Consider the following 19,788-nt stretch of genomic DNA (forward strand, 5'->3'; position numbering starts at 1 on the left):
CCGACGATCAGTTCACGGCCCAGGGCGGCAACCCGGTCCCGCCATCGCGAGGGTGGGCCCGGGTGCCGACCCGCAGCCGCGGGGCCTCGGTCCGGGGCCCGAGGGCGCGCCCGGCAGTGCGGCGGGGTCAGTGCGACGGTCAGCCGTGGTTCGGGTGGGTCCAGAGGCCGGCCCGGGCGAGCAGCGGGGCCGATCGGATCGCCTCGGGGATGAAACCTTCGAGCAGCCGGCGGGCTTCGGCCCACGCCTGCCCGGCAGTGTCCCGGGTGATCACATGGAGCCGGATGCCGAACCGTACGCGCCGCCCCGCGCGTGCGGCGAGCGCGCGTACGCGGTCCAGTTTCTCCGCCACCTGCACGGGTGGTTCGCCGAACGTCAGGTAGACATCGCTGTGGCGTGCGGCGACCTCGACGGCCGCCGGCGACGATCCGCCGAAGTAGACCGGTGGCACCGGGTCGGGCAGCCGGCCCAGCCGGGCGCCCTCCACGCGCAGGTGTGATCCGCCGAAGTCGACCAGGTCACCGGCCCATTCCGCTCGACGACTCCGCCGCCCTGCGCGGGGCCGCCGACGCCATCGCCGACCGGCATGGCGTGGTGGACGTACTGGTCAACTCCGCCGGCATCACCAAGAAGGTCGACCATGCCGACCTGGAAGGGCTGACGGACGCGGAGTTCGACCGGATCCTGACGGTGAACGTCAGGGGCACCTTCTCCGTGATTCGCGCGTTCACCCCGCTCCTGCGGTCCTCCGGTGACGCGGTCGTCGCCACCATCTGCCCGGGTGCTCGGCCCACAGGTGCGGATCTTCAACCTCTCGCCGGCGGCGGTCGACACGGCTTCGTCGCCGGCCGCGATCCGGCCGTGGTGCGGGCGCAGGCCGCGTCGGCGCCGCTCCGGGTCGTCGCGGACCCGGACGACGTGGCCTGTTCCCTGATCGGCGCCGTCACCTCGCTGCGGCTCAGCTCCGGCACCGTCGTCGTCTTCGACGGCGGCGGCCACCTGTAGGGGCCGGGCCCTCGGCGAGGAGTTCGCCGAGGACGTGGCGGGCGATGGCCGCCATGACGGGGTTCGTCTCCTTGTAGTAGTTCAGTTCCATGAGGGCGATCGACAGGGCCCAGCCGCGGGCCCGCGTCCACATCGCGTCGTCGGCGTCCAGGGCGGCCCGGAAGGCGGGGCGGGCGGTGGCCGGGAGGACGTACCAGGCCGGGATCAGGTCGACGGCGGGTTCGCCGAGGCCGGCGCAGCCGAAGTCGATGACGGCGGCGAGCCTTCCCTCGGCGAGGAGCAGGTTCCCCGGTTGCAGGTCGGCGTGGATCCAGACCGGCGGCCCGGACCAGGGCTCGGCCCGCAGGGCCTCCTCCCACAGGGCGGTCGCCTTCCCGGTCTGGACGTCGGCGTCCGCGTCGGCATCGGCGCTCGCGCCCAGTTCCGCGAGCGCGGCACGGGTTTCGGCGTCCCGGGCCGCCAGGGTCTCGCTTCGGTAGGAGGCCGGAGCGTCCACCGGATCGGCACGGTGCAGCGCGGAGACGAACTCCGCCAGGTCCTCGGCCAGGAGGTCCGGGTCCGCGATCCGGCCGGGCACCGGGTTCTCTCCGGGGACCCAGCCGAAGACCGACCAGGACCAGGGATAGCCCTCGGCGGGCCGCCCCGTGCCGATGGGGGCGGGGACGGCGGCCGGCAGACCCGGGGCGAGCCTCGGCAGCCAGACGCGCTCCATGCCCACGTCACCGGCCGCGCCCGGCGTGCGCGGAAGGCGTACGACCAGGTCCCCGCCCAGCCGGTACATGGCGTTGGACGTGCCGGCCGAGTCGACCCGCTCGACGGGCAGCCCCGCCCACTGCGGGAACTGCCCGGCTACCAGCCTGCGTACGAGGGAGGCGTCGATGTCGGGTTCGTCGGCGTGCATTTTCCCGGCGGGCATGAGCACCTTCCTGAAGCGTCCGAGGAGCGCGGCGGCCTCCACGGTAGCCGCCGGGCTCCGCGCACCGCGGAGCCCGGCCCGGCTGGGTGCCGGGCCGGGCTCGGTGGGGGGTGTCAGGCGGTCCTCATCGGGCGGGGGTCGCGGGGAAGGCCGGGACCGCCCGGTCCCGGGTCACGGTGTGAACGTCCAGCGCTGGGCCGGGGTCGTGGCGCACGCGACCCGGGTGAGCCTGGTGCCGTTGGCCGTGGCGGAGCCGGCCGGGGTCAGGCACTGGCCGGAGTTGCGCAGGCTGCCGTCCGGGCCGGTCTGCCAGCTCTGGCCGGAGCTGCCGTTGCAGGTCTGGATCGCGACGGCGGTGGCGGTGGCGGCGTCCAGACAGACTCCGCCGTGGCCGGTCAGCCGGCCGTCGCCCTGCAGGGTCCAGCGCTGGTTGGGGCCGCCGTGGCAGCTGTAGAGGGTGGGCTGGGTGCCGGGGGTGGTGGCGCTGCCCGGGAGGTCGATGCACGTGGCCGAGGCGCCGTTGACCAGGGTGGCGGCCGCGGGCAGCGGGGTCGGGCGGCCGGTGAGGGTGATCTCGGCGGCGCTGGTCCAGGGGCCGCGGCCGCCCGCCTCGGTCAGTGCCTTGAGGCGGAGGTAGCGGCCCGCTTTGGCGGACAGGGAGACCGACTTGAGGGCAGCCGTGTCGGCGAAGGTGCCGGTGGCCACCGGGGATCCCCAGTTGGTGGTGGTGTCGGAGACGTACACCTCGTAGCCGCCGATCCGGCCGTTGACCCCGCCGTCCTGGCGGGGCAGGTAGCCGAGGCCGTCGGCCGTGTAGCGGGCGCCGAGGTCGATCTGGATCTCGTGCGGGAGCGGCGCGGGGGCGGAACCGGACCATGCGGTGTGCCAGAGGGTCCCGGTGTTCCCGTCGAAGGCGTTGCGTGCGGCGCCGTTCTCGCCGCTGGTCTCCTGGCTGTCGGCGGAGACCAGGGTCCAGGCCGTCTGCGGGACGGGGCTGGAGGTGACCGGGATGGGGTCGGCGGCCGGGACGGAGGTGCCGGTGGCCGAGACGCTGAACGCGCCCGCCTTCGTACCCGTCTTGGTCCACAGGACGCCGCCGCGGTCGGCGGCGTCGAAGTACCAGCCCGTCGCCGCCGCGTCGTAGGCGGCCTTGCTGGTGAGCCGGGTGAGGGCCGCGCCGTCCACGGTGAGGGCGGTGGGGGCGGTGGCCACGTGGAGGCTGAACTCGTAGCCGCGCGAGGCCGGTTTGCCGGTGTAGCTGCCGGCCGGGGCGGAGACGGACACGGTGACGGTGCCGGACCCGGAGGAGGGGGCGGTGACGTCGACCTGCTGGCGGGCGAAGGCACCCGTCTGGTGGGCGCGGGTGATGCCGTCGTCCTCGTAGAGGCTGAAGGAGGTGGCGCCGCGCGGGTGGATGTCGTAGGTGAGGGTGGAGACGGGCTTCTCCCCCGTGTAGTTCATCTGCGGCCACATCGGGACGATGGCGCCGCCCTTGACGAAGAGGGGCAGGGTGTCGAGGGGTGCTTGGTAGCCGTTGAGCCAGCCCGGTCCGGCGTAGGTCTTGCCCGTCCAGTAGTCCGTCCAGGTGCCGGCCGGGAGGTAGATGCCGTCCCGTACGGAGGTGTCGGAGACCACGGGCGCGACGAGGAAGGAGTCCCCGGCCATGAACTGGCCGCTGGTCAGGTTGCCGCGCGCCACCGGGTCCTCGGGGTACTCCAGGACCATCGCGCGGGTGCTCGGGACGCCGGTCTCGTGGGCGGTCCGGCTCATCGTGTACAGGTACGGCATCAGCCGCATCTTCAGCTGGAGGTACTTGCGGTTGATCGAGAGGTACGGCTCCGCGAACCGCCAGGGCTGCTTGTCCTGGTAGCCGGCGGTCGGGCCGGTCGCGCCCCAGCCGGACATGGTCATGAAGGCCGGGGTGAAGGCCTTCCACTGGAGGTCGCGGGCGTACGTCTTGGGGCTGCCGGCGAAGATGCCGTCGACGTCGCCGGTGGCGTAGTTGAGGCCGGAGAGGCCGGCGCCGGTGATGGCGGGGACGTGCCAGCGCATGTCGTCCCAGGTGCCGTTGGTGTCACCGGTCCAGACGACGGCGTTGCGCTGGGTGCCGGCCCAGCCGTCGACGGTCCAGACGTAGCGCCGGGCGTCGGAGTTCTTCTCGATGCCGTCGACGGCCTGCTGGACGCCAGCGAACGCCGTCTTGTAACCGCCGCCGATCCAGGCGACGTCGGTCTTCACGCCCCGGGAACCGGCCACCCCGACTTCCTCGTTGATGTTGCCGAGGCCCGTCGAGGTCCACAGTCCGGTCTGGAAGCCCTTGGCCTTCAGGGCGTCGACCGTGGACTTCAGGGGCGTGGTGTAGCCGCAGCCGTAGCCGTCGTTGGGCAGGAACCAGCCCGAGGGCATGTCGGCGGCGCGGGCGTCCGTGGCGTAGCCGACGACGTCCGGGGTGGTCTGGTGGCGAAGGCGGTTGTGGTCGCCCTGGTAGGCCGGGTTGGAGGCGTTGAAGCAGTCGGCGTTGCCGAGTTCGAAGCCCCATGCCGGAGCCATGAAGGGCTTGCCGCTGACGTCGGTGTAGGCGTCCAGGACGGTCTTGAGGGAGTCGCCGGTGAAGTACCAGGCGTCGAAGCGCTTCTCGTCGTGGGTGAGCGTGGTGGGGGCGTTGAAGCCGTACGAGCCCGGGGCCCAGGTATTGCGCATCACGCCGTAGTTGTTCGTCGACACGTAGAAGGGCGCGGGGCTGGCGTTGTTGTTCTCGCGCCACTTGTTGTCGACCGCGATCGGGACGGTCTTGCCGCGCAGCGCCCATTCGCCCAGGCGCAGGCCCGTTCCGTAGAACTGCTCGTCCGCCGCGCGCGCGAGGTACTGGGTGGTCTGGCTGCCGGTCCAGGAGGTGGGCTGTGTCTCCTGCCAGACGAGGGTGGAGTTGTCGGCCCGGTAGACGGAGAACTGCAGCGGGGTCTTGTTGACCCGGATGGACAGGGAACCGGTGGTGATCTTGTAGTACGTGCCCGCCTCGGTCCAGGCCGCACCGACCGGGCCGAAGTCCGTCGTGGGGGCGAGATCGGTGCCGGCCGGGTCGTTGGTGAAGGTGCCGTCGGGTGAGAGCCAGAGCCGGAAGATGTCGGCGCGGGCGACGACCACCCGGGCCTTGGACCCGCCGGAGGTTGCGATGGTGAAGGTGTTCCCGGACTGGGTGACGCCGGTGGCGTTGCCCGCCGTGGCGGGGGCGGGCGCCTCGGCGGCCGCCGAGGCCGGTGAGGAGATGGGGCCGGCGGTGGCCAGACCGGCCACGGCGAGGGCCGCGGCGAGCAGCGCGGCCGCCGGGGCGCGCCGCCGCCGTGGGCTTCTGCGGATGCTGATGAGTCTCATGGGGCGGCTCCTCGTGCGGTCCGGATCGCGGACACACCTTTTGGCATGCACCGGGCAACATAGCGGTCCGACGGCCCCATTTGAAGGAAGATGCTCGGAATGGCTGGTCAACGAGCATCTTTGAACACTCTTTGCTCGTGCGGAAGGCCTTGGATCGCTCGTCGATCCCTCACCCGTATGGCCCACCCGCCCTGCGCGGCCCTCCCCGCGCCCCGACCCTGAGACGAACTACGGACTTTTCTGGAGGGCCCGGCACTCATGGAACAGGCGCAACAGCCCGCATCGCTCCGTCAGCTCCTCCTCGCCCCCGGGACGCTGCGACTGCTCGCACTCTCGGCCCTCATCGGCATACCGGTCTCGCTGTTCGCCTTCGCCTTCGTCAGCCTCGAACACGAACTCCAGCACTGGGTGTGGCACACCGCGCCCGACCTGCTCGGCTACACCCGCGCCCCGTGGTGGTGGGGCCTGCCCACGCTCACCCTCGCCGGACTGCTGGCCGCGCCGATCATCACGCGGATGGCCGGCGCCGGCGGACACGTCCCCGCCCACGGCTTCGGCGGCCCGCCGACCATGCCCCGCGAGACCCTGAGCGTGATCCTGGCCGCGCTGGCCTGCCTCCCCCTCGGCGTGATGCTCGGACCCGAGGCACCCCTGATGGCGATCGGCAGCGGCCTCGCCCTGCTCAGCATCCGCGCGGCCAAGCGCGCCGCCCAGCCCGAGCTGGCCACGGTGCTCGGCATGGCCGGATCCACCGCCGCCATCAGCACCATCTTCGGCAGTCCGCTGATCCCGGTGGTGATGGTGCTGGAGGGAGCCGCACTCGTGGCCGGGGGCCCGCGCCTGTTCGTACTGATCCTGCCCGCCCTGGTCGCCAGCGGGGTCGGAGCCCTGGTCTTCACCGGCTTCGGGCACTGGACCGGCCTCGGCATCGGCGCGCTGACCCTCCCCCAGGAACCCGCCGCCGGCCTGCCCGACGCCGGCGACTTCCTGTGGGGCATCCCCATGGCCGCCCTGATCGGGGTCCTCGTCGCCCTGGGCAAGTCCGCCGGGCTGCGCGTCCACGCCTGGACGGGCACGTCCATGCAGCGGATCATCCTGTGCGCGGTGGCCGTCGGCCTCTGCGTCACCGCCTACGCGCTGATCACCGGACGCTCCCCCGAGGAGGTGGCCCTGTCCGGACAGGCCACCGTCGGCCAGCTGGCCGCCGAGCCCTCGTCCTGGGCGGTGGGCGCGCTGGTGGCCCTCTCGGTCTTCAAACTGATCGGCTGGAGCATCGCCCTGGGCAGCCTCCGGGGCGGCCCGATCTTCCCGTCCATCATGATCGGGGCGTCGATCGGCGTCGCCTTCGGCAGCCTTCCCGGCTTCGGCATGGGCCCCGCCCTGGCGGCCGGCATCTGCGCGGCCGGGGTGGCCGGGACCCGGCTCCCGGTGACCGGCGTGGTCCTGGCCGCCGCCCTGCTGGGCAAGGAGGCCCCGACCCTGATGCCGTTGCTGGTGATCTCGGCGGTCACGGCGCTGCTGGCCTCGGCCCTGATCGACCGCCAGCGCCCCGCCGACCCGGCCCACCTCCAGCCCGCCTCGGCGGACGCCTGAGCCCGTCGACGTCTGGTCGACGACGGGCTCATCCAGTGGCCGGCAAGCTCATGCGAGGGCCCGTCCCCAGCCCGTGACGGGCTGCGGCGCGCTCACGGCCAGGACCGGCGCCGCCGGCGAGCCGTGCCGGTGCCCGCAGGGATCGAAGACCAGGACCACCGGCTGCCCCGGACGCTGACGCCATGAGATGCGTTCCGGGGCTTCGTCGCACACCGGGCAGCACGGCAGCGGACCCGGCCGGCTCATCAGGCCCAGCGGGCTCGACGAACTCGACGGACTCGACGGACTCGACGTACTCGACGGGATCGGCTCCGGGCGGTACTCGGGGGCGGCCGCGAGCTGCGTGGAGTGCGGATCGCTCATGGAGACTCCCTGGTCGTGCGGTTGGGCTGCTCGCACTGTGCCATGGACGGCCCCCTGTCCGCACGGGTGAATCCTCCAGGATTCCGGCTGGTCAGAGACGCACGCCGGGGCGCGAAGGACCGTAGGGGATCCTTCGCGCCCCGGCGTCCGGGCGTACGGGCACGCGCCCGCACACGCTCAGGCCAGCTTGTCGACCTCGGGGTGCTCTTCCAGCCAGGCGCGGACGGCCTGCTGTTCCTTGCCCTTGCCGGATTCCTGGATCCTGGCCTCCAGACCGGTGAGCTGGGCCTCCGTCAGCTTGAAGGAGCTCAGCCACCGGGCGACCTGCGGCTCGTCGGCCGCGAAGTCCTTGCGGGCGACGTTGTGGATGCCGTCGCCCTTGCCCCAGGCGCCCTGGGGATCCGCGAGCTTCGTCAGCTCGTAGGAGGCGTACGCCCAGTGCGGCGACCAGAGCACGACCGCGACGGGCTCCTTCTTCGCATAGGCCCGCTTGAGTTCGGCGAGCATGCCCGGGGTCGATCCGTCGACGACCTTGTACTCCCCGTCGAGCCCGTACTGCGGCAGCACCTTGTCCTTGAGGAGGCCCATCGCGCCGGCGCTCGGCTCGATGCCGATGATCCGGCCCTTGAACTCCCCCGCCTTGCCCTTCAGGTCGGCGAGGGTCTTCACGTCCTTCATGTAGGAGGGGACGGCCAGCTCGATCGAGGTGGGTCCGAACCAGGAGCCGAGGTCGTCGAGCTTGTTCCCGTACTTCTTCCAGTACTCGGCCTGCGTCGAAGGGAGCCAGGCGTCGGTCTGGAAGTCGACCTGGCCGCCCGCGAGCCCGGTGTAGAGCGCGCCGAGCTCCAGCTGGCGGGCGTCGACCTGGAAGCCGCGGCGCTCCAGGAGCTCCTTCCAGAGGAAGGTGGAGGCGACGCCCTCGTCCCACGGGATGTAGCCGATGCTGAGCTTGCGGCCCTTGCCGATGTTCTCGACCCCGGCCCCGCCGACCGCGTTGACCTGCGACTTCCCGGAGTCTCCGAAGATTCCGAGGCCGCCCGCGACCAGGGACAGCACCACGGCCGAAGCCACGGCGAAGACGGGCTGCGGGCGGTGGCTCCACACCTTGGCGGTGCCGGTGGCGGCGGAGCGGGCCTTGGCGAGGGCGCGGCGGCCGAGCGGGGAGACCTGGCGGCCCAGCGCCCCCGTCATCCGGTCCAGGTACATGGCGAGGATGACGATGGAGATGCCGGCCTCGAAGCCGAGGCCGATGTCCACGCTGCCGATGGCCCGGTAGACGGCGCCGCCGAGGCCGCCGCCGCCGACCATGCCGGCGATGACCACCATGGACAGGCCGAGCATGATCACCTGGTTGATGCCTGCCATGATGGTGGGCAGCGCCAGCGGGAGCTGGACCCGGACGAGGGTGTCGCGCGGGGTGGTGCCGAAGGCGTCGGCGGCTTCGACCAGTTCGGCGTCGACCTGGCGGATGCCGAGCTCGGTCATCCGGACGCCGGGCGCCAGCGAGAAGATGATGGTGGCGATGATGCCGGGCACCACGCCCACCCCGAAGAAGATGATGCCGGGGATGAGGTAGACCATCGCCGGCATGGTCTGCATGAAGTCCAGGACGGGCTTCAGGGCGGCGCTGACCTTGTCGGAGCGCGAGGCCCAGATGCCCAGCGGGATCGCGAAGAGCAGCGTGACCAGGGTGGCGACCAGGACCAGCGCGAGCGTGGACATGGCCTCCGGCCACAGGGCGACCGAGTCGACCAGGGCGAAGCCGGCGAAGGCGAGCAGGGCGGCGAGCAGACCGCGCAGCCACCAGGCGGCGACGGCGAGGACGCCGGCCAGCAGCAGGGGGTTCGGTGCGGACAGGACGGCTTCGATGCCGTCGTAGAGCCCGGTGACGAGCGCGGCGATGGCGTCGAACAGCCAGGACAGGTGGCTCTGGAGGAAGTCGACACCACTGTCGACCCAGGATCCGAGGTTCAGGCGGGGCATCAGGCAGCCACCTCCGCGCAGTCCAGCGGGGCGCGTCGCTCGTCGCCAATGAAGGCGACGAGGCGGCCCTGCGGGACGGAGCCGACGACGGAGCCGTCCTCGGCGGTGACGGCGACGTCGTGCGGGACGCGGGCGCTGACGGCGCACACGTCGGCCAGCGGGGTTCCCGCGGAGACGGTGGGGCAGCCGCAGTCCGGCCGGCCGCCGGTGGCTCCGGTCATGACGGCGTCGGCCGTCAGCACCCGCGAGCGGTCCACGTCCTGGATGAACGAGGCGACGTACTCGTCGGCGGGGCGGGTGAGGATGTCCTCGGCCGTGCCCTGCTGGACGATGCGGCCGTCGCGCATGACGGCGATGGAGTCGCCGAGCCGCATGGCCTCGTTGAGGTCGTGCGTGATGAAGACGATGGTCTTGCCCAGGCTCTTCTGGAGTTCGAGCAGCTGGTCCTGCATGTCGCGGCGGATCAGCGGGTCGAGCGCGCTGAAGGACTCGTCCATCAGCAGCAGGTCGGCGTCGGTGGCCAGGGCGCGGGCCAGGCCGACGCGCTGCTGCATGCCGCCGGAGAGCTCGTCGGGCCAGGACTTCTCCCAGCCGCCGAGCCCGCAGAGGGCCAGCGCTTCGGCGGCCCTCCGGTCGCGCTCGGCCCGGGGGACGCCCTGGACCTCCAGGCCGTAGCCGGCGTTCTCCAGCACGTCGCGGTGCGGGAACAGGGCGAAGTGCTGGAAGACCATGCTGATCTTGGTGGAGCGTACGCGGCGCATCTCGGACGGCGAGAGTGCGGTGAGGTCCTCTCCGTCGAAGAGGATCCGCCCCGCGGTGGGCTCCAGCAGGCCGTTGAGCATGCGCAGCAAGGTGGACTTGCCCGAGCCCGAAAGACCCATGACGACGAAGATCTGGCCGGGCTCGACGCGGAACGAGGCGTCGATCACCGCCGCCGTCGTTCCCTCGGCGCGCAGCTCGTCGCGGTCGGTCGCGCCGCTTTCGAGCGCGCGGACCGCCTTCGCGACGGCCGCGCCGTTGTCGGGTCCTTTACCGAACACCTTGTACACGTGCTCGGCTGTGAGCGTGGACACATACACCTCAAGGGTCGTACCGGAAACGGCCCACCGGCGTGCGTGCGGCCGGCGGGCCGTGGAGCGCGACGGGATCCGCCCGTCACCCGTGCGTCCCGGCCGCTGTCGGCCGGCGGACGGGTCCGCTCCAGCCGCGCTACTGCCCGTGCTTAACCCCTGCAAACGGTGAAGTGAGTCATGTCACTTGCGCTACGCCGCCACCCGCGCCCGCGGCTGCGCCCGTGCAGCCGGATTCCGCTTGCTGCGGGACCCCGGCTCCGGACGACTCTGCGGACGACTCTGTGGACCGCTCCGGGAACCGCTCTGCGGACCGCTCCGGGTCCGCGAGCATCGAGGCCCGCAGGTGCGCGAGCACCCGGGTCAGGAGGCGCGAGACCTGCATCTGCGAGATGCCGAGGGCAGCTCCGATCTGGGCCTGGGTGAGCTCCTCGCCGAAGCGCATCGACAGCATGCGGCGCTCGCGGTCGCTGAGGCGTTCCAGCAGCGGCGCCAGGGTCTGGATGTCCTCGACGCGCTCCAGCGCCGGCTCTTCGGCCCCCATGGTCTCGGCGAGGCTGTGGCCCTCGGTGCGGCCGTCGGCGTGATCGGAGCCCGGGGCGTCGAGGGAGCCGCTGGTGTGGCCGTTGGCGGCGACGAGCCCCTCGATGACCTCTTCCTCGGTGAGCGAGAGGTGCGCGGCGAGATCGGCGACCGTCGGCGGCCGGTCGAGGAGCGCGGTCAGCTCCTCCTTCGCCTTGGCCAGGTCGATGCGCAGCTCCTGGAGCCGGCGCGGGACGCGGACCGCCCAACTGGTGTCGCGGAAGTGCCGCTTGATCTCCCCGGTGATGTACGGCATGGCGAGGGAGGCGAACTCCACCTCGCGGGCCGGGTCGAACCGGTCGATGGCCTTGATCAGGCCGATGGTGCCGACCTGGAGGAGGTCTTCGAGGTCGCCTCCGTCTCCGCGGCCGCGGAAGGGGCGCATCGCGAACCGGACGAGCGAGCAGTTCATCTCGATGAGGGTCTCGCGGACGTACCGGTACTCGGGGGTGCCCTCGTCGAGCTCGTGGAGCCGGCGGAAGAAGAGCCGCGTCAGCTCGCGCGCGTCCGCGGGGGCCACCTCGCGGGGCTCCGCGATCCGGGGCGGGAGCACCGTGGCCGCGGGCTCTGCGCCGGCGGCTGTGCCGGGGGCTCTGCCGCCGGAGTCCGGGGCTCTGCCGGCGGCGGGGTCCGGGAGGGGGCCGGCGAGCCGGCCGGCGCAGGGGCCGGGGCGGGCACCGGTGCGGGGTCCGGGAAGGGAGCCGGTCCGGGGTCCGGGAAGGGGGCCGGTCCGGGGTCCGGGAAGGGGGCCGGGAAGGGGGCCGGGAAGGGGGCCGGTCCGGGGTCCGGGAAGCGGGCCGGGAAGGGGGCCGGCGGTATGGGAGAACGGGGTGGGCATCGGCACGGGGTCGCTCCTTGGGCTGGTCGGCTTGCGGCGCATGACCTTGATGGGCGTACACCCTAGCCGGTTCCGGATCCCTTCCCCAGTTCCCTTCCTGCGAGATCAACCAGCCGGAGCCCGGCCGCATTTGCCGCAGGGCCCCGTTCCGGTAGCACATCGGCCGTCCGGCCGAAGTCTCCTCGGCCGTCCGGTCAATTCCCTTCGGCGGCGGGCCCGGTGGCGGCGGCCGAAGCGGCCGGGGAGGCGGTTCCCGAGGTCGTGCGGAGCGCCCGGACGAGGGCGTCGATTCCGGCCTCGGCCTTGGAGCGCGGGCAGCCCACGTTGAGGCGCACGAAGCCCGCGCCTTCGGGCCCGTAGGCGGTTCCCGGCATGATCGCCACCTTCTCGGTATGAATCAGCTCACGTTGGAGCGCCTCGTCGCACACCGCGAGGGGCCGGAGATCTATCCAGGCGAGGTAGCCCGCCTTGGGGGGCTGCCAGTCGAGCTCGGGGAAGGCCCGCGCCAAGCGCTCCCGCACCATGTCCAGGTTCTCGGCGACGTACGCGGTGAGGGCGTCGAGCCACGGTCCGCCGTCGCGGTAGGCGGCGATGTGTCCGGCGACGGAGAGGACGGCCGGGGAGGACAGCCCGTCGGCGTCCTTGAGGAGGGTGAGGTAGCGCTCGCAGGACTCCGCGTCACCGAAGATGCCGTAACTACCGGTCAGTGCAGGGATGTTGAAGGACTTCGAAGCCGAGGTGACGATGGCCCAGCGCCCTCCGGGGCGGCCGTGCAGCGCCCAGGGGCGGTGCCGGTTCGGGGCGTGCGCGAGGTCGGAGTGGATTTCGTCGCTGATCACCGCGACCCCGTGGCGCTCGCACAGGCCGGCCATCCGCTCCAGCTCGGGCCCGCTCCACACGTGCCCGGTCGGATTGTGCGGGGAGCAGAGCAGCAGCACGGTCGTGTCGGGGCGGGCCAACTCCCGCTCCAGTGCGTCCCAGTTGTGGAGCGGGACCCCGCGCATCTCCCGGTCGCGGGCGGCGAGGAGGCGGGGGAAGGCGTCGTAGGCCGGGGTGTGGACCACGACTCCGTCGCCGGGGGCGGACCAGAGGTCCAGGATCCGGCCGGCCTGGTAGAGGACGGCGGGGGCGTAGGCGATGCGTTCCGCGGCGATGGGGGTGTCGTAGCGGGTGGCGTACCAGTGCCGGACCGCGGAGAGGAATTCCTCGTGGCGCCAGCGGGAGTAGCCGAGGACCCCGTGCTCCAGGCGGCCGCGCAGGGCGGTGAGCACCTCGGGGGCGGTCTCGAAGTCCATGTCGGAGATCGTGAAGGGGAGCAGGTCCGGGACCCCGAAGCGGTCCTCGACGTAATCCCACTGCGTGCACCAGGTGCCGTGCCGGTCGACCGGCACATCGAAATCGTAGGTCGTGGCCATGGTTCAGCCGACCGGGGTGAGCTTGGCGAGGGCGTCCTTCACGGACTGCACCTGGGGGCCGATGATGACCTGCACGTTGTGGTCGTCGAGCCGGACCACGGCGATGGCTCCCAGCTTCTTCAGCCGGGCGTCGTCCAGCAGGGCGGCGTCGCCGACCGTCATGCGCAGGCGGGTGATGCAGTTGTCGAGCGCGTGGATGTTGGCCGGGCCGCCGAGGGCTTCGAGGATGGCGACCGGGTCGTACTTGCCCGCGACCAGCTCGGCCTTGGGTGCGTCGGCATCGGCATCGGCCTCGGTGTCCGCGGCCTGCGGGCCGGTGGGCTCGTCGTCGCGTCCCGGGGTCTTCAGATCGAACGTGGTGATCGCCCAGCGGAAGAGGAAGTAGTACACGGCGAACCAGATCGCGGCGATCACCGGGACCAGGTACCACTTGGTCGTCGTGCCCTGGAGGACTCCGAAGACCAGCAGGTCGATGATGTTGCCGTCGGTGTTGCCGATGTACACGCCGAGGACGGCGGAGAGGAGGAAACCGAGGCCCACCAGGACCGCGTGGATCAGGTACAGCCACGGGGCGATGAAGAGGAAGAGGAATTCGAGGGGCTCGGTGACCCCGCCCACCACACAGGCCACGACGCCGGAGATGAGCAGCGCCTTGATCTCCGGGCGCATGGTGCGCTTCGCGCAGTGGTACATGGCGAGCGCGGCGCCCGGGAGTCCACCGAGGTAGGCGGCCATCTTGCCCTGGGACAGGAACTGCGTCGCGGTGTGCGCCGCGCCCGAGGGGGTGGGGCAGGACAACTGTGCGTAGAAGAGGTTCAGGGCGCCGCTGACGTTCTCCCCGCAGACCGCTCCGGCGCCTCCGGCGTCGGTGAAGCGGAACAGCGCGACGAGGATGTGGTGCAGGCCGATCGGGCGCAGCAGCACCTCGCCCATGCCGAAGAAGAAGGGGCCGAAGACTCCGGCGTGCGCGATGCCCGTGCCGACGGAGGCGATCCAGCTTCCGAGGGTGGGCCAGACGAGCGGGACGAGGAGTCCGACGATGCTCATGGCCAGGGCGGAGACGATCGGGACGAAGCGCAGGCCACCGAAGAAGGCGAGTGCGTCGGGCATCTGCTTCGTGCGGTAGCGCTTGTGCAGCAGGGCCACGATGACACCGACGGCGACCGCGCCGAGCAGTCCGGTGTCGATGGATTTCACGCCGAGCACGTCGGCGATGCCGTAGTGCGCGATCTCGCCCTTGTCCTCGAAGTCCACGCCGCGCGTGGTGAGGAAGAAGTTGACGGCGAGGTTCATCGAGGCGAAGCCGACGAAACCGGAGAAGGCGGCGACCCCCTTGTCCTCGCGCGCCAGGCCCAGCGGGATCGCCATCGCGAAGAGGACCGGAAGGAACTTGAAGGCCACCAGTCCGGTGTTGGACATCCAGGTGAAGGCCAGCTGGAGGGGTTCGTTGTCCAGGAAGGAGAGGTTCTGAAGGACGGCCGGGCTGGAGAGCGAGGAGCCGACGCCGAGCATGATCCCGCAGAAGGCCAGGAGCGCCACGGGCAGCATGAAGGTCTTGCCCAGGCCCTGGAGGAATTCCCAGAGCGCTGCCTTCGTCTTCTTCATGGTGGATCTTTCGTCCGGATTCGGAGGGGGTCGCACATAAAGATTCCGTTCTGCAATTGGGTGGCGCTAAGAGGAGAAGGGCCCCAATCCATAAGGTCTGATTCCTCCCGCGCGGGCTCCGCACAAGAGCCCCGCGCGGGCCCTGTCCGGGTCCGCGCGGGGCTCTTGTGCGGAGCTTGTGAAGGCAGCACTCTGAGCGGACGACTCAGGGGGGTCCGATTCAATGATCATGCGCTCGCACTTATTGCGGCGGTACGGAGCCGTGCTCGCACTCGCCTCGGCGCTCGCGCTCGGGGTGGACACCGGGGCCTCGGCCGCGGCCCCGCCGGAGGGGGTGGTCCTGTACGCCGGAGCTCCCGGAGCCGTCGGCGACAGCTACCTCGTCCTGCTGGACCCGGCGCGCGCGGGTTCCCGTACGGACCGGGGCCGGGCCGTGGTCGAACGGTTCGGCGGCACGGTCGACCGGACGTACGACTCGGCGGTCAACGGGTTCTCCGTCCGGATGACGGAGCGCCAGGCCCGGCGGCTCGCGGCCGATCCGGCCGTGACCACGGTCGCGCAGGACCGGAAGCTGCGCCTCGACACCACCCAGCCGACCCCGCCGTCCTGGGGCCTGGACCGGCTGGACCAGCGCAGACGGCCGCTGAACAACGCCTACACGTACCCCACTTCGGCCGGTGTGGGCGTGACCGCGTACGTCATCGACACCGGGATCAACATCAGCCACAAGGACTTCGGCGGGCGTGCCCGGTACGGCTACGACGCGATCGACAAGGATTCCGTGGCCGAGGACATGCACGGGCACGGAACGCACGTGGCCGGGACGCTCGCGGGCACCACCTTCGGGGTGGCCAAGCGGGCGAAGGTGGTGGCCGTCCGGGTCCTCGACTGGAACGGTGAGGGCACGACCGCGCAGGTGGTCGCCGGCATCGACTGGGTGACCCGCCACGCGGTGAAACCGGCCGTGGCGAACATGAGCCTGGGCGGTGACCCGGACAGCGTCCTGGACGCGGCCGTGCGGGCGTCCATCGCCTCCGGCATCACCTACACGGTGGCCGCGGGCAACCAGGACAAGGACGCCTCGGGACACTCGCCGGCCCGGGTTTCCCAGGCGCTGACGGTCGGGGCGGTGAGCGCCCGCGACGCGCGCTCCACCTACTCCAACTTCGGTTCGCTGGTGGACCTGTTCGCCCCCGGCGACTCCATCACCTCGGCGGTGTCCTGGGACGACGAGTGGAGCACCCAGATGTCGGGGACCTCCATGGCCTCCCCGCACGTCGCGGGCGCGGCGGCGGTCTACCTGTCCCTCAACCGCACCGCCACTCCGGCGCAGGTGGCGAGCTACCTGAAGGCCAAGGCCACCACCGGGGCGGTGCTCGACCGCGGTTCCGGCTCCCCGGACCGCGCCCTCTACATGGGCAGCGCGCCGAACCGGGTGGTCGCCAAACGCTTCTCCAACACCAGGAACTACGCGGTCGGTGACCTGAAGACCATCAGGTCACCGATCACGGTCAGCGAGGTCGAGGGCCGCGCCCCCTCCAAGCTCGAGGTGGAGGTGTCCGTCAAGCACCCGGACTCCGGGACCCTGCGGATCGATCTGATCGCACCCGACGGGTCGGTGTACCCGGTCAAGGACGAGTACACCGACTGGGGCGAGAGCGACCTCGTCGGGCTGTACACGGTCGACGCTTCCTCGGAGACGGCGGCCGGGGTGTGGAGACTGCGCGTGTTCGACGCCTTCGCCGGGACCACCGGGTACCTGGACTGGTGGGCGCTGCGGTTCTGAAGGGGCGCGGTTCGCAAGCACAGGGCGGCGGCCGGATCAGCCGTTGGGGACGTTGTCCACGAAGGCCGTGCCCGCGGTGCGGAAGCCGCCGACCTTGGCCGCGACCTGGGCCGGGGTGAGGACCTGGTCCTTGACGTGCAGGACGTAGTCGACACTCTGGTCGTACGAGCGCGGGGTGGTGCTGGTCTGGCCGTTGAGGTCGATCAGCCACTGGTTGAAGTTGATCGACATTCCGCGCTCGGGCAGGTACGTGGCATCGTGCGTGCCGAAGAGCTGCCCGTCGATGTAGTACTTGATCGTGGAGTTGTCGATGGTCAGCACCAGGTCGTGCCAGCCGGCGTAGCTCTGCCTCGACTCGGTGTGCTGGTTGACGGCCACCAACGGGTCGGCCTGGTACGTCTCCCAGGACGTCGTGTACAGGATGTTGGCCGGCTCGCCCCAGCCGCCGTTGGGGAGGTACTCGAAGTCGTACTCCGAGTAGTCGTCGGCCATCGGGGCCTTGAGGTCGTTGATGGGGAAGAAGGTCTGTACGAGGCGGTCGCCGTCGGGGCCTGACCTCGGGGCGTCGCTGAACTTGACGCGGGCGGCGTACGTGCCGTTCTTGAACTTCATGGTCTTGGTGAGGATCTCGGTGTGCTCGGTGCTCGCACCGGTGCCGGCGGTGGAGGTCTCCAGGTTCATGATGGAGTTGCCCGCCTCCAGCCCGAAGGTGACGTTCTCGGGGGCCCAGGTGGCACCCGGGACGCCGGGGCCGCCCGCGTTGGAGCGCACGCTCCAGCCGTGCGCGGCGATGGCCGGGTCGGTGTGCGAGGCGTAGTTGAAGTCGTCGAAGAGGGTGGCTCCGGCCGGTCCCGGGTCGGTCGGGGTGGGGGTGGGGTCCGTCGGCGTCGGCGTCGGGTCGGGGACGTTGCCTCCGGGCGCGGTGCCCCAGACCGTGCCGGTCCCCAGCTTGGCGGTCACCTTGTCCCAGTCGCCGTACGCCGTGCGGGAGGCGTCGAAGGAGTAGTCGTCGGACTGGCGCAGCGTCTGCCAGTCGGCGCGGTGGAAGCGCAGCTGCATGTCGCCGGTGTCGGCGCCCGGGGCGAGGCTGCCGGCGCCTGAGGTGAAGGCGATCTCCAGGTAGCGGTCGGCGGTGGCCGTCGGGGTGGCCATGGTGTGGAAGGTACCGGTGATGTTGGCGCAGCCCTTGACGGCCCAGGAACAGGCGTACCGGTACTGGGTGCTGGGGCCGTCCGCCTTGAAGTAGTAGCGGAAGCTGACCTGGCTCAGGGAAACGGTGCCGGAGCCGTTGTTGACCACCTTGAACCAGGGCTCCGCCTGGTCGGCGGTGGCCCCGGTCGCACTGGTGCGGTACTGGACCTTGACGGAGTCGGCCGCGGCGGTCGCGGGCAGGGCCGTCAGGGCGGCCGAGCCGACACCGGCGGTCAGGGCGACGGCCAGGGCCAGGGCCGTACGGCGCTTGCGGACGGGGGTGTGGCGCGGGGTGTGGTGCGGGGCACGGGTCGGGGTGCTCATGCTGCGTTCCTCTCGGGGTGGGGGGAGGGAAGGGATCGGCCGCGCACGCCGAGGGCGGCGAGCCGGGTCTGGTGGTGGCGTTGGCGGCGCAGGAAGTCCGGCCAGTCGCGGTGCGCCGACCAGGCGGTGTCGGCCAGGGCGCACAGCCGGGGGAAGGCCAGGTATTCGAGCTCGGCCGGGGTGCGCGCGTACTCGGTCCACAGCTGCGCCTGGGTGCCGAGCACCCGGCGCGCGGCCTCGGGTTCCCAGTGCGCGGGGGCGGGGTCGTTGTCGTAGACGCCGCGCAGGTCGAGCACGCCGCCGTCCTGGCCGCGCGGTTCGCCGGGGTCGGCGGACTGCGGGTAGTCGAGGTAGGTGGAGCGGTAGGGGGTCATGATCACGTCGTGGCCGCGCAGGGCGGCGGCCCGCCCGTGCTCCGCGTCGAGCCAGGCCAGGGCCGTGAAGGGGGCGGGGAGTTCCGTGCCGGTCCCGGTCCAGCCGAGCGGGCGGCGGCCTAGGCTGGCCAGGTGCTTCGCGGCCTCGCCGAGGAACCAGCCGTGGAGGGCGCCGGGGCCGGCCAGCCCTTCGGTGGCGACCCGGGCGCGGGCGGCCGGGGAGCTTTCCCATTCCGCGCGGGGGCATTCGTCGCCGCCGAGGTGGACGTAGGGCCCGGGGAACAGGTCCGCGACCTCGTCCAGCACGCCACGGCAGAAGTCGAGCACGGCGTCGTGGACCCCGAAGACGTTCTCGCAGACCCCCCAGCGGGTCCACGTGTCCAGCCGGACGCCGGGCCGGTTGCCGAGTTCGGGGTAGGCGGCGAGGGCGGCGCGGGCGTGGCCGGGCATCTCGATCTCGGGTACGACGCTCACCCCGCGCCGGGCGGCGTAGGCGACGAGCCCGGCCAGCTCCGCGCGGGTGTAGGCACCCTCGTGCGGGATTCCGTCACCCGCGCTCTCGGCGCGCCGGCCGCCGATCTCGGTGAGCCGGGGGTAGGCCGCGACCGGCATCCGCCAGCCCTGGTCGTCGGTGAGGTGGAGGTGCAGGACGTTGAGCTTGTGCAGCGCGAGCAGGTCCACGAAGCGGCGTACGTAGGCCACGGGCTGGAAGTGGCGGGCCACGTCCAGCAGGGCTCCGCGCCAGGCGAACCGCGGCCGGTCGGTGATCCGTACGCAGGGCAGCATCCACCGGCCGGCGGCGGGCCTACGGGGCTGCGCGCCCCCGGCGGCCAGCGCCTCGGGCGGCAGCAGCTGGCGCAGGGTCTGCACCCCGTGGAGCAGCCCCTCGGGGCGGGCGGCGCGCAGCAGGACGGAGTCGGGGCGAATGGTGAGGACGTACCCCTCGGGGCCGAGCGGATCCTCCCCGGGGGCCGTGTCCCCGGTCAGGAGGAAGGCGATCCGCCCGTCGGGGTCCGGGGCCAGCGGCAACCCGGTGGCGGGGGTGAGCAGTTCGCGCAGCAGGCCGGCCGCCGCCTCGGCGCCGGGTCCGGCGCGCAGCCCGGTGCGGTGGTCCACGGTGAAGCGGCCGGGCAGGGCGATGACCGAATCGGGCCGCGGGACGAGCGCGAGGTCGGGGCGGAGGGAAGCGGCGGCCGCAGCGGCCAAGGCGTCGGTCACGGCTTCGGTCACGGCGTCGGTCACGGCTTGGGTCACGGTCTCGGAGATTCCTCACCTGGCAGCTCCGTCAACTCACCCGAGGAGGATCGGAGTTGACCAACTGACCAATTGGTTAGCTGAGTGGCTAGAAGGTGACACGGCCCGAGTGCGCCG

General features: G+C 71.9%; 12 protein-coding genes and 2 pseudogenes. 3 read left to right on the forward strand and 11 right to left on the reverse strand.

Annotated features, from left to right (window positions below):
• Window positions 1-190: 190 nt before the first annotated feature.
• Window positions 191-529, reverse strand: a pseudogene (locus MTF69_RS08155) (LLM class flavin-dependent oxidoreductase); the annotation flags it as partial.
• Between MTF69_RS08155 and MTF69_RS08160 the strand changes: the two are divergent.
• The gene (locus MTF69_RS08160) at window positions 496-1,005 is read left to right on the forward strand and encodes an SDR family oxidoreductase (RefSeq protein ID WP_308401377.1); all 510 of its coding nucleotides are present in this window, start codon (window positions 496-498) and stop codon (window positions 1,003-1,005) included. The pseudogene MTF69_RS08155 and the gene MTF69_RS08160 sit on opposite strands and share 34 nt — an antisense overlap.
• Here MTF69_RS08160 and MTF69_RS08165 read toward each other — a convergent pair.
• Window positions 959-1,921, reverse strand: a complete 963-nt coding sequence (locus MTF69_RS08165; protein ID WP_243332057.1) for an aminoglycoside phosphotransferase family protein — start codon at window positions 1,919-1,921, stop codon at window positions 959-961. The two genes, MTF69_RS08160 and MTF69_RS08165, sit on opposite strands and share 47 nt — an antisense overlap.
• 171 nt (window positions 1,922-2,092) lie before the next feature.
• Window positions 2,093-5,293 carry a TIM-barrel domain-containing protein gene (locus tag MTF69_RS08170; protein ID WP_243332058.1) on the reverse strand — a complete coding sequence of 1,067 codons (3,201 nt, stop codon included), beginning with the start codon at window positions 5,291-5,293 and terminating at the stop codon, window positions 2,093-2,095.
• A 258-nt stretch (window positions 5,294-5,551) separates the two neighbouring features.
• On the opposite strand from MTF69_RS08170, the gene MTF69_RS08175 reads away from it, so the two are divergent.
• A complete protein-coding gene (locus tag MTF69_RS08175; RefSeq protein WP_243332059.1) occupies window positions 5,552-6,886 on the forward strand; it encodes a chloride channel protein in 1,335 nt (444 codons plus the stop codon).
• Window positions 6,887-6,934: 48 nt separating this feature from the next.
• On the opposite strand, the gene MTF69_RS08180 is transcribed toward MTF69_RS08175, so the two are convergent.
• The 6 genes and pseudogenes from MTF69_RS08180 to malX all read right to left on the reverse strand — a co-directional run bounded on the left by MTF69_RS08180 (window position 6,935) and on the right by malX (window position 14,742).
• The gene (locus tag MTF69_RS08180) at window positions 6,935-7,249 is read right to left on the reverse strand and encodes a hypothetical protein (RefSeq protein WP_243332061.1); all 315 of its coding nucleotides are present in this window, start codon (window positions 7,247-7,249) and stop codon (window positions 6,935-6,937) included.
• Window positions 7,250-7,426: 177 nt separating this feature from the next.
• On the reverse strand, window positions 7,427-9,232 hold the full coding sequence (locus MTF69_RS08185) for an ABC transporter permease/substrate binding protein (protein ID WP_243332063.1): 1,806 nt from the start codon (window positions 9,230-9,232) through the stop codon (window positions 7,427-7,429).
• The gene (locus MTF69_RS08190) at window positions 9,232-10,305 is read right to left on the reverse strand and encodes a glycine betaine/L-proline ABC transporter ATP-binding protein (protein ID WP_308401378.1); all 1,074 of its coding nucleotides are present in this window, start codon (window positions 10,303-10,305) and stop codon (window positions 9,232-9,234) included. The genes MTF69_RS08185 and MTF69_RS08190 overlap by 1 nt, the downstream gene beginning before the upstream one ends.
• A gap of 319 nt (window positions 10,306-10,624) precedes the next feature.
• Window positions 10,625-11,437, reverse strand: a pseudogene (locus MTF69_RS08195) (SigB/SigF/SigG family RNA polymerase sigma factor); the annotation flags it as partial.
• Window positions 11,438-11,916: 479 nt separating this feature from the next.
• Window positions 11,917-13,137, reverse strand: a complete 1,221-nt coding sequence (locus MTF69_RS08200; RefSeq protein WP_243332067.1) for a MalY/PatB family protein — start codon at window positions 13,135-13,137, stop codon at window positions 11,917-11,919.
• A 3-nt stretch (window positions 13,138-13,140) separates the two neighbouring features.
• Complete coding sequence (gene malX / locus MTF69_RS08205) at window positions 13,141-14,742, reverse strand: maltose/glucose-specific PTS transporter subunit IIBC (RefSeq protein WP_243332070.1); 1,602 nt, start codon at window positions 14,740-14,742, stop codon at window positions 13,141-13,143.
• A 223-nt stretch (window positions 14,743-14,965) separates the two neighbouring features.
• Here malX and MTF69_RS08210 point away from each other — a divergent pair, with 223 nt between their 5' ends.
• Entirely contained in the window at window positions 14,966-16,528 is a 1,563-nt protein-coding gene (locus MTF69_RS08210) for a S8 family peptidase (RefSeq protein ID WP_243332071.1), read from the forward strand.
• A gap of 36 nt (window positions 16,529-16,564) precedes the next feature.
• Here MTF69_RS08210 and MTF69_RS08215 read toward each other — a convergent pair whose 3' ends face one another.
• Complete coding sequence (locus MTF69_RS08215; protein WP_243332074.1) at window positions 16,565-18,043, reverse strand: cellulose binding domain-containing protein; 1,479 nt, start codon at window positions 18,041-18,043, stop codon at window positions 16,565-16,567.
• On the reverse strand, window positions 18,040-19,635 hold the full coding sequence (locus MTF69_RS08220; RefSeq protein WP_243332633.1) for a beta-N-acetylhexosaminidase: 1,596 nt from the start codon (window positions 19,633-19,635) through the stop codon (window positions 18,040-18,042). The genes MTF69_RS08215 and MTF69_RS08220 overlap by 4 nt, the downstream gene beginning before the upstream one ends.
• Between the last annotated feature and the right edge of the window lie 153 nt (window positions 19,636-19,788).

The organism is Streptomyces sp. AP-93 (genome assembly GCF_022808175.1).
Lineage (GTDB): Bacteria > Actinomycetota > Actinomycetes > Streptomycetales > Streptomycetaceae > Streptomyces.

Excerpts from the sequence above, each read along its gene's own strand:
- MTF69_RS08165 (WP_243332057.1), bottom strand. The coding sequence starts at position 1,921 with ATGCCCGCCGGGAAAATGCACGCCGACGAACCCGACATCGACGCCTCC.
- MTF69_RS08170 (WP_243332058.1), bottom strand. The coding sequence starts at position 5,293 with ATGAGACTCATCAGCATCCGCAGAAGCCCACGGCGGCGGCGCGCCCCG.
- MTF69_RS08175 (WP_243332059.1), top strand. The coding sequence starts at position 5,552 with ATGGAACAGGCGCAACAGCCCGCATCGCTCCGTCAGCTCCTCCTCGCC.
- MTF69_RS08180 (WP_243332061.1), bottom strand. The coding sequence starts at position 7,249 with ATGAGCGATCCGCACTCCACGCAGCTCGCGGCCGCCCCCGAGTACCGC.
- MTF69_RS08185 (WP_243332063.1), bottom strand. The coding sequence starts at position 9,232 with ATGCCCCGCCTGAACCTCGGATCCTGGGTCGACAGTGGTGTCGACTTC.
- MTF69_RS08200 (WP_243332067.1), bottom strand. The coding sequence starts at position 13,137 with ATGGCCACGACCTACGATTTCGATGTGCCGGTCGACCGGCACGGCACC.
- malX (WP_243332070.1), bottom strand. The coding sequence starts at position 14,742 with ATGAAGAAGACGAAGGCAGCGCTCTGGGAATTCCTCCAGGGCCTGGGC.
- MTF69_RS08210 (WP_243332071.1), top strand. The coding sequence starts at position 14,966 with ATGATCATGCGCTCGCACTTATTGCGGCGGTACGGAGCCGTGCTCGCA.
- MTF69_RS08215 (WP_243332074.1), bottom strand. The coding sequence starts at position 18,043 with ATGAGCACCCCGACCCGTGCCCCGCACCACACCCCGCGCCACACCCCC.